Below are 12,347 nucleotides of genomic sequence, written 5' to 3' on the forward strand. Positions count from 1 at the left end.
GCTCCTGAGTGCGCCTCGAGAGGGGATGAGGCAGACGTTCAAGAGTAGAGCGGATGCCCTGGTCGGGCGCCGCACGGTGTTCCCCCGCCCGGCGGCGCTCAGGCCGACCCGCTCCAGGGTGCCGGCACGATCACCCAGGCCACGCTCGCGGGCGCACCGCCGGTGACCTCCCACGTGTGGGGCTGGCGGCCCGGAAAGGTGAGCGCGTCGCCGGCGCCGAGCACGACGGAGCGGTCGGCGAAGCGCACGGTCACCTCGCCGGCGATGACGTGCAGCACCTCGACGTCGCAGTTGATCGTGTACAGCTCCGACCCGCCGTGCGCGTGCGGCTCGAGCTCCGAGCGCAGCAGCTGCACCCGCTCCTCGCTGCGCGGCGAGAGCAGGCGCTCGTCGGCGTGCATGCCGCCGAGGTTGATCCGCGGGGCGTCGGCGAAGGTGACGTGCTGGATCTCGGGCTCGGTGAACAGGGCCCCCACCGGCAGCGAGAGCACCTGGCACAGCTGCACCAGCGTCGAGACGCTGGGCGATGTCTCATCGCGCTCCACCCGGCTGAGGAAGCCCTTCGACAGCCCGCTGGTGGCCGCCAGCTGACTGAGCGACATGCCCTGACTCGTGCGCGCCGCGCGCAGCTTCGCGCCGATCGGTGTGGTCACCGCATCGGCGTGCGGATGGATGGCGCGCATGGATGCTCCTCGAAACAGGCCGGCGTGCTCTTGACGCACGCCGTACGACGCGCGTATGGTCACTCAAAGGTTGCCTCCAACGTACCAAAGGTTGTCAAATATGCAACATCCAGTTTCCGGTGAGAACGAACTCACCCCGCGCGGCCCGGTCGACGCCAGCGTCGTGCCGCGCTTCGCCGGTATCGCCACCTTCCCCCGCCTCGACGAGGTCGAGCGGGCCGAGGTCGCCGTCGCCGGCATCCCGTTCGACAGCGGCGTCAGCTACCGCCCCGGCGCCCGCTTCGGCCCGTCGCACGTGCGCGAGGCCTCGCGTCTGCTGCGGCCGTACAACCCCGCGCAGGACGTCTCGCCCTTCGCCGCCCAGCAGGTCGCCGACGCCGGCGACATCGTGGCGAACCCGTTCGACATCTCCGCCGCCGTCGCCGAGATCGAGGCCGGCGCGCGGGCCCTCCGAGCCAACGCCGACCGCCTCGTCATCATCGGCGGAGACCACACCATCGCGCTGCCGCTGCTGCGCGAGGTCGCCTCGGTGCACGGCCCAGTCGCGGTGCTGCACTTCGACGCGCACCTCGACACGTGGGACACCTACTTCGGCGCCCCCACCACCCACGGCACGCCGTTCCGGCGCGCCTCGGAGGAGGGGCTCATCGACATGACCGCGAGCATGCACGTCGGCATCCGCGGCCCGCTGTACGACAAGAGCGACCTCGAAGACGACGAGCGCCTCGGCTTCGCCGTCATCACGAGCGAATACCTCGAGACGCACGGCGTGGCATCCGCGATAGAGCGGATGCACGCACGCATCGGCGACAAGGCGCTCTACATCTCCATCGACATCGACGTGCTCGACCCCGCGCACGCCCCCGGCACCGGCACCCCCGAGGCGGGCGGCATGACCAGCCGCGAGCTGCTGCGCATGCTGCGCGCCCTCGCCGGGTTCCGCATCGTCGGCGCCGACGTCGTCGAGGTCGCCCCCGCCTACGATCACGCCCAGCTCACCGCCGTCGCGGCCAGCCACGTCGTCTACGAGCTGCTCAGCGCCATGGCGCCTCGGCCCACCGGCATCCGCACCCCCGAAGGAGACCGAGCATGACCACTCCCGACCCGAACGCGGTGGCCGATGCCGCCGCCGCCATCGTCGACGCCTTCGCGGCGACCGACACCGCGCGGTACTTCGACGCGTTCGCGCCGGATGCCTCCTTCGTCTTCCACACCGAGCCCGCCCGCCTCGACAGCCGCGCCGCCTACGAGCACCTGTGGGCGCAGTGGCTCGAGAGCGGCTGGAGCGTGCTCTCGTGCGCATCCAGCGACAGCCGCGTGCAGGTGTTCGACGGAGGCGGCATCTTCACGCACACCGTCGACACGACGGTGCACACCGCCGACGGCGACGACTCGTACCGCGAGCGCGAGACCATCGTCTTCGCGCTGCACGGTGACCGGCTCATCGCCGTGCACGAGCACCTCTCACCCGTCACCTCCACCGAGACGCCCTGACCCCTCACCCTGCGCGCGAGCGCACGATCGCGAAGCGAAGGAGCTTTCCGATGTCCCTCTACTCCCGTCTCGAGCAGCGACTGCAGGCGCAGTCCGACGACGCCGGCCCCATTCGCGGAACCTACGCCACCGGGCGCCTGCTGATGATCTGGCTGGCCGCGAACCTCGTGGTCACCACCCTGCTGACCGGCACCCTGTTCGTACCCGACGTGCCCTACGGCATCGTGCTGCTGCTCATCGTCGGCGGCACCGTCGCGGGTGCTGCCGTGCTCGTCGCGGTCGGCACCATCGGGCGCCGCACCGGGCTGCCCACCATGGCGCTCACGCGCGGGCCGTTCGGCACCCGCGGCAGCCTGCTGCCCGTCGCCGCGAACGTCGTCATCCTCATGGGGTGGAGCTGGGTGCAGGCGATGCTCGCCGGCATCGCGCTCGACTACGTCGTGATGACCTTCACCGGCTTCTCGAACCCGGTCGTCTTCGCCGTGCTCTGCCAGACGATCGTCGTGATCCTCGCGATCTTCGGCCACGCCGGCGTCGCCCGCGTCGAGCCGTGGTTCGCCGTGATCATCCTCGCCATCGCGGCCTACATCTTCGTCACCGCGTTCACGACGTTCAGCCCGGCCGAGTTCACCTCGATCGCCGCTCCGGATGCCCCGTTCTACACCTCCGGCCTCGTCTTCGACGTCGTGCTCGCCACGGCCATCTCGTGGACGGTGCTGTCGGCCGACATCAACCGCCTCGGGCGCAGCAACCGCGCCAGCGTGGTCGGCGCGGGCGTCGGCTACACGCTGTCGACCATCATCTCGATGTCGCTCGGCGCCACCGCGATGGCGTACGTCATCCTGAACGGCGGCGAGGCGGTGCCGTTCGACCCGGTGACCATCATCGAGCCCTTCGGCTGGATCTTCGGCGTCGCGATCTTCCTGTCGGTGATGGCCACCAACACGATGGTCGTCTACGGCATGGTGACCACCGTCGTCAACGCCGTGCCCGGCACGCGCCTGCGCTTCCTGCCCACGGCCCTCGTGGTCGGCATCCTCTCGATCATCGGCGCGACCTTCTTCGGCCTGCTCGACCAGTTCACGACGTTCCTGGTGACCATCGGCGCGCTGTTCGCGCCGATCTTCGCGATCATGATCGTCGACTACTACGTGATCAAGCGCGCCTCGTACGATCGCGACATCCTCGGCACGCGTGGCGGACGCTACTGGTACCGCGGCGGCGTCAACTGGCTGGCCGTCGGCGCATGGGTGGTCGGCGCCGTGCTCGCCTACGTGTGGGCGTACGTCTTCCCGCTGCCGTTCGGCTCGACCGCCCCGGCGTTCGTGATCACGTTCGCGCTGTACCTGCTCGTGTCGTGGCCGACGCGGGTGACCGAGCGAGGCACTCCCGTCGGGAATCTCGCCGACGCCGTCGACGCGTCCGAGCCGGCCGGGAAGGTGTGAGCGGATGCTGCGCGACCTGAGCCATCCCATCCGCGACGGCATGATGGTCTACCCGGGCGACCCGCACGTGGAGATCACTCCGGCGCTGACCGTGGAGCGCGACGGGGTGCATGTCGAGCGGGTCGACATGGGATCGCACACCGGCACCCACATCGACGCGCCGGCGCACACCGTCGCCGGTGGCCGCACCATGGCCGACGTGCGCCTCGACGAGCTGGTCGGCGATGCGCTCGTGCTGCGGCCGCGCGGCCTGGCGGACCGGCAGTGCTACGGCTGGGACGACCTCGAGGCGGCGGGGGAGATCCCCGCAGCCGTGCCCGCCATCGTCATCATCGACACCGGCTGGGCGCAGTGGTTCGGCGAAGACCGCGCCACCCGGCATCCGCATCTGCACCCGGATGCCGCAGCTGAGCTGTGGCGACGCGGCATGCGCGTGCTCGCCGTCGACACCCTCAGCCCCGACGAGACCGGCGGCGACTCCGCCGAGTTCCCCGTGCACGAGATCGTGCTCGGCGGCGACGGCCTGATCGTCGAGAACATCTGCGGCCTCGCCGACCTCGCCGCGCACGTTCAGGTGGGCTTCTTCCCGTTCAAGCTGCAGGGCGACGGCGCCCCGGTGCGCGCGGTGGCGTTCATCGACGGTGGGGGCTCTGGCAGCATCGTCGATCAGTTGACATCGCTCCACGACGCCGATTAGGTGGGTCTACGTGATCACCTTTCAGACGATGTCCGGATGCTCGGCACGGCGGCACGGTGCACGACTGGTGAACGAGGTGCACGAGCGGTGAATGAGCAGCATCCGCTGATCTGCGTCATGGGCGTCTCTGCCTGCGGCAAGTCGACCGTCGGCGAGCGGCTCGCCCAGCATCTGAGCGTGCCGTTCCTCGACGGCGACTCGCTGCATCCCGCCGAGAACACCGCGAAGATGACTGCCGGCGTGCCGCTCACCGACGATGACCGCTGGCCCTGGCTGGACGCCATCGGGCGGCGCTTCGCGGAAGCCGTCGACAGTGGTCTCGTGGTCGCCTGCAGTGCGCTGCGCAGGGCGTACCGAGACCGGCTGCGTGCGGCGGCTCCGGGCATCCGCTTCGTTCATCTCGACGGACCCGACGCGCTGCTCGCCGAGCGGGCCGCGGCGCGCTCGCACGAGTTCATGCCCGTCTCGCTGCTGGCATCGCAGCTCGCGACGCTCGAGCGCCTGGAACCCGACGAGAACGGCATCGTCGTCTCGACCGATTCGGCACCGGACGACATCGTCGCGGAGATCCTCGAGCGGCTGTGACGTCGGCCTTCCGTGTTCGGAAGAGCTCTCGCTTGCCGTCGGTGAGCGTGCTGCGCGACCCGTCAGTCGATGTTCGTGTACTTCTGACCGAAGTCCTGCTGCTCTGCCGCCATGCGGTCGCGCATCTGCTCGTCGTGAGTGGGCGCGCGGTCGTCGGGGCGGTCTTCATCTGCGGCCCCGGAGGCCTGGCGCGAATCGTCATCCTTGCTCAGGTCGGGGTCGGTGTCCTCGGCCTTCATCGGGTCGGTGGGAAAAGGCGTGGGGTCGGACATCGTGGCTCCCGTCTGTCGGTGGGGGTACAGCCTGTCATCCGGGGATGGCTCGCGGATGCCCGTTGACAAACCTCGCGTCCGATGCGGCGGTCAGCGGTCGAAACCCTCATCGGGTTCCCAGCGCAGCAGGTCGCCGGGTTGGCACTCGAGCGCCTGGCACAGGGCATCCAGCGTGGTGAAGCGCACCGCCTTCGCGCGACCGTTCTTGAGCACCGCGAGGTTGGTCGGCGTGATGCCGATGCGCTCGGCGAGCTCGCCGACGCCCATCTTGCGCCGGGCGAGCATCACGTCGATGTCGACGACGACGGGCACTCAGATCACCTCGCCCAGTTCGTCGCGCAGGGTGCGCGCCTCGTCTTCGCGCTCGATCGCCTGGCGCAGCAGGGCCTTCATCACGACGACCAGCAGCGCGAATCCGGCGAGCACCAGCCCCGCACCTCCGATCAGGCCGACCGCTCCGGGCGCCACCTCTCCCGGAGCCAGCAGCGCAGCCAGGGCGAACGCGAGTGCCGCTGCCGTCGTGATCGCGCCGATGATCACATCGACGGGCCGGAACGACGATGCCTTGAAGATCGAGCCGCGACGCACGCGCGTGAGCAGCATCCAGACGCAGACCGCGAAGACCTGCATCGTCAGGACGCCGAGTGCCGCGATGCTCACGAGCGTGATGCGCCCCCAGAGAGCCTCGCCTTCGAGGTCACGCCAGACCGCCGGGAGGATCATCACCTGCACGACAACCGAGCCCGCGAGCGCGAGCGCGATCACGACCTTCAGTAGGAGGATTGTTCCGTGTCGCATGGGTCGCCTCTCGTTGATTGACGATGAAAATCTATCGTTAATCGTTCGCTGGCGCCAGGGGTGTGTGTTGTGGTGGGTGGCGTTTCGGGGCGTGCCGTCGCGGAGGTAGGCGAACACGCGGAGGACGGAGCAATCCCGGTGGAAATCTCCTGCGCTCGTGTGTTCGCCTACGCTCGCGCCGCAGTGAGGTCGCCGGCGACGGGGGCTCAGTCGACGGGAACTGCGCTGCCGCGCTCGGCCGCGGCGGTGATGCGCGCGGCCATGCCGGTGAAGATGAAGCCGTGGAACGGCAGCACTGCAAGCCAGTACAACCGGCCGAGCAGGCCCCGCGGGAAGAAGACGGCGCGTTGCTCGTAGCGGGTGCCGTCGGCATCCGGAACTGCCCGCAGCTCCAGCCAGGCCGAACCCGGCACGATCATCTCGGCCCGCAGCCGCAGCAGACCTCCCCGAGAGCCGTCACCCGACTCGAGTACGAGCGGCTCCTCCACGGCCTCGACGCGCCAGAAGTCGACGGCGTCGCCCGGGCGCACGGTCGAGCGGCTGCGCCGGCCCCGGCGCAGCCCGACTCCGCCCATCACGCGATCCATGACCCCGCGCACGGCCCACAGGAACCGCGACGAATACCAGCCGTTCTCGCCGCCGATCCCCGTGATCACGCGCCACACCTCCGTCACCGGCGCGGTCGTGTGCACCGACCTGTTGTCGGTGAACACCGTGCGTCCGGCCCAATCCGGGTCGCTCGGCAGCGGGTCGCTCGGCGCCCCCGAGACCTCGGCATCCTGCCAGCTGGTCTCGACGCCGTCGGCATCCACCCGGCCCAGAGCCATCGCGACCGCCCGCCGGTACGGGGTCAGGCCGCCCTCGGGCCGGGGGATCAGCTCGTCGATCATGTGGTTCTTCATCACGCACTCGTTCTGCAGCGACTCGACCAGCGGCCGCGCGATCGACCGCGGCACCGGCGTGACGAGGTTGACCCAGTGCGAGGCCAGTCGCGGAGTCAGCACGGGCAGCGACGCGATCGCGCGCTGCCGCAGCCCCGCCTCGAGGGCGTATCCGTTCATCATCTGGCCGTACCGCAGCACGTCGGGACCGCCGACGTCGACCGCCGTGTTCACCGACGCGTCGACGCGCGCCGCGCCCAGCAGGTAGTGCAGCACGTCACGGATCGCGATCGGCTGAATGTGGTTGCGCACCCACTTCGGCGCGGGCATGTAGGGCAGCACGTCGGTCAGGTGCCGGATCATCTCGAACGACGCCGAACCCGACCCGATCACGACACCGGCCTGCAGCACCAGCGTCGGCACGCCGGACTCGAGGAAGATCTCGCCCACCCGCACCCGCGAGCGCAGGTGCGGCGAGAGCTCGGCATCGTCCGGATGCAGCCCGCCGAGGTACACGATCCGGCTCGCGCCGGCCGCGGCCGCGGCATCCGCCACCGACTCGGCGGCCGCCGTGTCCTTCTCTTCGAAGTCCTTGCCGCCGGTCATCGAGTGCACGAGGTAGTAGACGACGTCGACATCGCGCATGGCTGCGGCCACGGTGTCGCGATCCTGCGCCTCGCCCTCGACGATCTCGACGTCGCGTCCCCACGAGAACGACTGCGCGCGCGCCGCATCGCGGGCCAGCACACGCACCCGGTATCCGGCGTTGAGCAGCCGCGGGGTGAGCCGCCCGCCGATGTATCCGGTCGCGCCGAACACCAGCACCCGGGGTGCCGAGCCGTCGTCACGGGGAATGGCGCGCAGCGCCGGTTCGCGCCCGGTCGGGGCGGTGAGCTCGCTCATGAGACGAGAGTACGACTCGCGGTCGCGCGACGACAGAAGGGTTGACGCGGGCGGCCGCGTCTGGCATCCGGTGTCGCTCGGCCGGGGATGTCGCTCGGCTGGGGGGCCTCTCTGCCGGGGATGCCGGTCTGCCGGGGTAGGCGAACAGGCCGAGGTAGGAGCAATTCGGGCCTGAATCACCGACGCTGGTGTGTTCGCCTACCTCCGTGCGGCGGACATCAGGCGTGGCGGCCTCGCCGAGCATCCGGAATGCGCGTGAGCCGACTCATCCGCAGCCGACTCACCCGCGCCCGGCCGCCTCACCCGGCGTAGGAGAACAAGCCGAGGTAGGAGCAATCCGGGCCGGGATCACCGACGCTGGTGTGTTCGCCTACCTCGGGCACGGCGAAACCTGATCAGGCCGACGCCTGCTCGGCCTTCTTCTCGCGGCGCAGGCCGTGCAGCAGCGGCTCGGTGTATCCGCTGGGCTGCGCGGCTCCCTCGACGATCAGGCGACGGGCGGCGGTGAACGCGATCCCCGGCTGGTCGCCCTCGGCGTATGAGAGCTTCTCGTAGTTCGGATCGCCCGCGTTCTGCTCGTCGACCACGACGGCCAGGCGGCGCAGGCTGTCGTCGATCTGCGCTTCGGTGATCACGCCGTGCGTCAGCCAGTTCGCGAGCAGCTGGCTCGAGATGCGCAGGGTCGCGCGGTCTTCCATGAGGCCCACGTCGTGGATGTCGGGCACCTTCGAGACGCCGATGCCCTGGTCGATCCAGCGCACCACGTACCCGAGGATCGACTGCACGTTGTTGTCGATCTCCTGCACCACGACCTCGGGCGTCAGGTCGCCGTCGGCGGCGAGCGGCGGAGTCAGCAGCGCATCCAGCGCGTCGTCTCCGGTGGGGGTGAGGGTCTCGCGCACCGCCATCGCGTCGACCTGGTGGTAGTGCAGGGCGTGCAGGGTGCCGGCGGTCGGGGAGGGCACCCAGGCCGTGGATGCCCCCGACTGCGGGTGCGCGATCTTCTTCTCGAGCATCGCGCGCATGAGGTCGGGCTCGGCCCACATGCCCTTGCCGATCTGCGCGTGCCCGTCGAGCCCGCACTGCAGGCCGATCGAGACGTTGCGGTCTTCGTACGCCGTCATGAACGGCTGCTGCTTGATCAGCGCCTTCGGCAGGAAGGGCCCGGCGTGCAGCGAGGTGTGGATCTCGTCGCCGGTGCGGTCGAGGAAGCCGGTGTTGATGAACACGACGCGGTCGGATGCCGCGGCGATGGCCGCCTTGAGGTTCGCCGAGGTGCGGCGCTCCTCGTCCATGATGCCGATCTTCATCGTGCGCGCCGGCAGGCCCAGCAGCTGCTCGGCGCGGCCGAACAGCTCGGCGGCGAAGGCGACCTCTTCGGGGCCGTGCATCTTCGGCTTGACGATGTACATCGACCCGGTGCGCGAGTTGGTGCCCTTGTTCGGGCCCTCGAGCTCGGGCAGCGAGCCGAGCGAGGTCATGATGGCGTCGAGGATGCCCTCGAACACCTCCTCGCCGTTGCGGTCGAGCACGGCCGGGGTGCGCATGAGGTGGCCGACGTTGCGGATGAACAGCACCGCGCGACCGGGCAGGGTCAGCTCGCCGCCGTCGGCCGTGCGGTAGACGCGGTCGGCGTTCGGCACGCGGGTGAAGGTGCGGCCGTTCTTGGTGACCGACTCGCTGATCGAGCCGTCCATGAACCCGCGCCAGTTGCGGTAGCCCAGGGCCTTGTCGTCGCCGTCGACCGCCGCGACCGAGTCCTCCAGGTCGAGGATCGTCGTGATGGCCGACTCGAGGACGATGTCCTGCACGCCCGCGGCATCCGTCGTGCCGATGCGGCCCGAGCGGTCGATGACGATCTCGGCGTGCAGGCCGTGGTGCACGAGCAGCACCGCGGTCGGAGCATCCGCCTCACCGGTGTAGCCCGCGAAGCCGGCCGGGTCGGCCAGGCGGCGGTCGCCGCCCTCGGTGCGCACGATCAGGCCGCCGGCGTCGACGGCGTACCCGGTGGCGTCGCGGTGCGAGCCCTCGGTGAGCGGGGCGATCTGGTCGAGCAGCTCACGGCCGCGCTCGACGACCGCGGCGGCGCGGGTGTAGTTGAACTCCTTGCTGGGGGCCAGCTCGCCGGTCTGGTCGATCGCGTCGGTGCCGTACAGCGCGTCGTAGAGCGAGCCCCAGCGGGCGTTCGCGGCGTTGATCGCGAAGCGGGCGTTCAGCAGCGGCACCACCAGCTGCGGGCCCGACATCGAGGCGATCTCGGGGTCGACGTTCTCGGTGGTCACCGACACTTTCTCGGGCACCGGCACCAGGTAGCCGATTTCGGTGAGCAGGGCGCGATAGGCGTCCTTGTCGGGCAGGCCCGGGTTCTCGCGGTGGAAGTCGTCGATCTTCTTCTGCAGCTCGTCGCGCTTCGCAAGCAGCTCTGCATTGCGGGGGCCGAGTTCGTGGATGATCGCACTGGCGCCGGCCCAGAACTCGTCGATGTCGCGCCCGCTCTCGGCGAGCGCCGCCTCGGCGAACTCGACGATGGGAGCAGCGACCGAGAGATCGGCGCGACTGAGGTGCGAGGTCATAGTTCCATTCCTTCTGTTCGAGCGCCGATCCGGCGCAGGGTCTCCAGGGCGATCTCCGCGTCTTGAGCGGGGGTGCCGCCGGCGACACCGAGACCGCCGGCGTGCTGTTCGCCGAAGTAGATGGGCAGTCCGCCGTCAATCGTCGTCAGCAGGCCGCCCGTGCCGAGCGGCAGCGCGACGGCGACCGCTTCGGGGATCAGTGCGGTGCGACGACGGGTGGATGCCGCGGTCGCGGCCTTGCGACGGCTGGTCTCCACGCTGTGCGGCGTCGCGCCGTCGGCCATGCCGAAGGCGATCACGGTCATCGACGGGTCGGCGACAGAGACCACGGGACGCACGCCCCGCTCGGCACCGATCTGCATTGCGAGGTCGACCGCCCGTGCCGCCGTGGCATAGGTGACGGCGACGATCTGGCGAGCCGTCATGTCATTCCCCTCTAAAAGTGCAGTTCCAGATTAGGCAACAGTGCATCTTTCGGAGTGCCGATTTCATATGATGGAACTTATGGTGGGAACAGCTGAAACCCCAGACCGAGGAACCACCCCGAACGGTTCCGCGCCGGCGGGAACGGTGCAGTCCGTGGCGCGCGCGTTCTCGCTGCTCGAGGCGCTGTCGGCATCCGGAGGCGAGGCGTCGCTGGCATCCATCGCCGGACGCACGGGGTTGGCGGTGCCGACCGCGCACCGGCTGCTCGGTACGCTCAACCATCTCGGCTACGTGCGTCAGCTCGAAGACCGGCGCTACGCGCTCGGCGCCAGCCTGATCACGCTCGGCCGGCACGCCGTGCCCCCGCTCGCCGACGCCGCTCAGCCGCTGCTGCGCCGGCTCGAAGACCAGTTCCACGAGACGGCGAACTTCGCCGTGCTCGACGGCGACCTCGTGCTGTACGCGGGCCAGGTGGCGTCGCGTCAGCGCATGCGCATGTTCACCGAGATCGGCCGGCGCGTGCTGCCGCACTCGACCGGTGTGGGCAAGGCGATGCTGTCGACCATGCCCGAGCGGCAGGTGCGCGCTCTGATCACCCGCACCGGCCTTCCCCGGTTCACGCCGCAGACCATCACCGACGAAGAGGCGTTCATCGCCGATCTGCGTCGCGCGCGCGCACGCGGCTTCGCCGCCGACGACAGCGAGCAGGAGGTCGGCGTGCGGTGCATCGCCGTCTCGGTGAAGGGAATCGGCCAGCCCGCCGCCGTCTCGGTCTCGGGGCCGGCGGCGCGCATCAACGACGCGACGGTGGTCGAGGTCGTGCGGGCGCTGCGCGCCGCAGCCGAGGAGCTGGCCGTGCTCGCGTCGGAGCGCGGCGCGCCCGACCAGGGGCTCTGAGACCTTCGAAGTCGCCGTGAGCGCACCGGAACCTCTTGCTGAACGACACTCAACGACATATCGTTGAGCATCGTTCAACAACAGGAGGTCATCATGAACGGATCGTTCCCCTCCAGTGGGTTCAACTTCGGCTCCAGCAACGGCGCGGGCAATCCGCTCGCCGGCGTGTGGGAGGCCGTCGAGCAGCTGCGCACCGGATTCGAGCAGCGCACCGGCGGCTCGCGCATGGCTCGCGGAGACGTGCGCGCGGCGGTCATCTCGCTGCTCGCCGAGCGCCCCATGCACGGCTACCAGATCATCAGCGAGATCAGCGAGCGCTCGGGCGGGGCGTGGAAGCCCAGCGCCGGATCGGTCTACCCGACCCTGCAGCTGCTCGCCGACGAGGGCGTCATCACCGCCGACGAGCAGGCCGGACGCAAGACGTACTCGCTCACCGAGGCCGGGGTCGCCGAGTCGGAGGAGCTCGCCGCCAAGCCCGCGCCGTGGGAGGGTGCCGGTCAGCGCGGCAGCCGCGCGCCCGGTCACGGCAGCGGCCTGGCGAAGGCGGGCATGGAGCTCGCCAGCGCCGCCGCGCAGCTCGGTCGCAGCGGCACGCCGGAGCAGGTGAAGGAGGGCGTCGAGATCCTCGAAGACGCCCGGCGTAGGCTGTACGCGATCCTCGCCGAGGGGTGACCCCCGCAGAAGGGAGCACGG

At 70.1% G+C, this 12,347-nt stretch carries 14 protein-coding genes; 7 read left to right on the plus strand and 7 right to left on the minus strand.

Features of this window, described 5'->3' with window-relative positions:
• Positions 1-98 precede the first annotated feature (98 nt).
• Positions 99-683, minus strand: coding sequence for a helix-turn-helix domain-containing protein (locus tag RT309_RS00105; protein ID WP_313354192.1), 585 nt, complete (start codon positions 681-683; stop codon positions 99-101).
• A 100-nt stretch (positions 684-783) separates the two neighbouring features.
• Between RT309_RS00105 and speB the strand changes: the two genes are divergently transcribed.
• From speB to RT309_RS00130, 5 genes are all read left to right on the plus strand, one after another.
• A complete protein-coding gene (gene speB / locus RT309_RS00110; protein ID WP_313354193.1) occupies positions 784-1,776 on the plus strand; it encodes an agmatinase in 993 nt (330 codons plus the stop codon).
• Positions 1,773-2,177 carry a nuclear transport factor 2 family protein gene (locus RT309_RS00115; protein WP_313354195.1) on the plus strand — a complete coding sequence of 135 codons (405 nt, stop codon included), beginning with the start codon at positions 1,773-1,775 and terminating at the stop codon, positions 2,175-2,177. The genes speB and RT309_RS00115 overlap by 4 nt, the downstream gene beginning before the upstream one ends.
• Positions 2,178-2,227: 50 nt before the next feature.
• Positions 2,228-3,622, plus strand: a complete 1,395-nt coding sequence (locus tag RT309_RS00120; RefSeq protein ID WP_313354197.1) for a cytosine permease — start codon at positions 2,228-2,230, stop codon at positions 3,620-3,622.
• 4 nt (positions 3,623-3,626) lie between these two features.
• Positions 3,627-4,319: a cyclase family protein gene (locus tag RT309_RS00125; protein ID WP_313354199.1), complete on the plus strand. Its 693-nt coding sequence runs from the start codon at positions 3,627-3,629 to the stop codon at positions 4,317-4,319.
• A gap of 87 nt (positions 4,320-4,406) precedes the next feature.
• Complete coding sequence (locus RT309_RS00130) at positions 4,407-4,904, plus strand: gluconokinase (RefSeq protein ID WP_313354201.1); 498 nt, start codon at positions 4,407-4,409, stop codon at positions 4,902-4,904.
• A 62-nt stretch (positions 4,905-4,966) separates the two neighbouring features.
• Here the strand turns inward: RT309_RS00130 and RT309_RS00135 are convergent, their stop codons facing one another.
• The 6 genes from RT309_RS00135 to RT309_RS00160 all read right to left on the minus strand — a co-directional run bounded on the left by RT309_RS00135 (position 4,967) and on the right by RT309_RS00160 (position 10,756).
• The gene (locus tag RT309_RS00135) at positions 4,967-5,176 is read right to left on the minus strand and encodes a hypothetical protein (protein WP_313354202.1); all 210 of its coding nucleotides are present in this window, start codon (positions 5,174-5,176) and stop codon (positions 4,967-4,969) included.
• 90 nt (positions 5,177-5,266) lie between these two features.
• A complete protein-coding gene (locus RT309_RS00140) occupies positions 5,267-5,488 on the minus strand; it encodes a helix-turn-helix transcriptional regulator (RefSeq protein WP_313354204.1) in 222 nt (73 codons plus the stop codon).
• Positions 5,489-5,974: a DUF2975 domain-containing protein gene (locus RT309_RS00145; protein ID WP_313354206.1), complete on the minus strand. Its 486-nt coding sequence runs from the start codon at positions 5,972-5,974 to the stop codon at positions 5,489-5,491. It lies immediately after the preceding gene.
• A 206-nt stretch (positions 5,975-6,180) separates the two neighbouring features.
• Positions 6,181-7,758, minus strand: a complete 1,578-nt coding sequence (locus tag RT309_RS00150) for an SDR family oxidoreductase (RefSeq protein WP_313354207.1) — start codon at positions 7,756-7,758, stop codon at positions 6,181-6,183.
• Between the two features lie 395 nt (positions 7,759-8,153).
• Complete coding sequence (locus RT309_RS00155; protein ID WP_313354209.1) at positions 8,154-10,331, minus strand: malate synthase G; 2,178 nt, start codon at positions 10,329-10,331, stop codon at positions 8,154-8,156.
• Complete coding sequence (locus RT309_RS00160; RefSeq protein ID WP_313354211.1) at positions 10,328-10,756, minus strand: heme-binding protein; 429 nt, start codon at positions 10,754-10,756, stop codon at positions 10,328-10,330. The genes RT309_RS00155 and RT309_RS00160 overlap by 4 nt, the downstream gene beginning before the upstream one ends.
• A 154-nt stretch (positions 10,757-10,910) precedes the next feature.
• Between RT309_RS00160 and RT309_RS00165 the strand changes: the two genes are divergently transcribed.
• Positions 10,911-11,654, plus strand: a complete 744-nt coding sequence (locus tag RT309_RS00165; protein WP_313354213.1) for an IclR family transcriptional regulator — start codon at positions 10,911-10,913, stop codon at positions 11,652-11,654.
• Between the two features lie 93 nt (positions 11,655-11,747).
• Positions 11,748-12,326, plus strand: a complete 579-nt coding sequence (locus RT309_RS00170; protein ID WP_313354215.1) for a PadR family transcriptional regulator — start codon at positions 11,748-11,750, stop codon at positions 12,324-12,326.
• Positions 12,327-12,347: the final 21 nt, after the last annotated feature.

This window comes from Microbacterium sp., assembly GCF_032084865.1.
In the GTDB taxonomy this organism is placed as follows: Bacteria; Actinomycetota; Actinomycetes; order Actinomycetales; family Microbacteriaceae; genus Microbacterium.

Coding starts and splice junctions, on each gene's coding strand:
- RT309_RS00105 (WP_313354192.1), bottom strand. CDS start 683: ATGCGCGCCATCCATCCGCACGCCGATGCGGTGACCACACCGATCGGC.
- speB (WP_313354193.1), top strand. CDS start 784: ATGCAACATCCAGTTTCCGGTGAGAACGAACTCACCCCGCGCGGCCCG.
- RT309_RS00115 (WP_313354195.1), top strand. CDS start 1,773: ATGACCACTCCCGACCCGAACGCGGTGGCCGATGCCGCCGCCGCCATC.
- RT309_RS00120 (WP_313354197.1), top strand. CDS start 2,228: ATGTCCCTCTACTCCCGTCTCGAGCAGCGACTGCAGGCGCAGTCCGAC.
- RT309_RS00125 (WP_313354199.1), top strand. CDS start 3,627: ATGCTGCGCGACCTGAGCCATCCCATCCGCGACGGCATGATGGTCTAC.
- RT309_RS00135 (WP_313354202.1), bottom strand. CDS start 5,176: ATGTCCGACCCCACGCCTTTTCCCACCGACCCGATGAAGGCCGAGGAC.
- RT309_RS00145 (WP_313354206.1), bottom strand. CDS start 5,974: ATGCGACACGGAACAATCCTCCTACTGAAGGTCGTGATCGCGCTCGCG.
- RT309_RS00150 (WP_313354207.1), bottom strand. CDS start 7,758: ATGAGCGAGCTCACCGCCCCGACCGGGCGCGAACCGGCGCTGCGCGCC.
- RT309_RS00155 (WP_313354209.1), bottom strand. CDS start 10,331: ATGACCTCGCACCTCAGTCGCGCCGATCTCTCGGTCGCTGCTCCCATC.
- RT309_RS00160 (WP_313354211.1), bottom strand. CDS start 10,756: ATGACGGCTCGCCAGATCGTCGCCGTCACCTATGCCACGGCGGCACGG.
- RT309_RS00170 (WP_313354215.1), top strand. CDS start 11,748: ATGAACGGATCGTTCCCCTCCAGTGGGTTCAACTTCGGCTCCAGCAAC.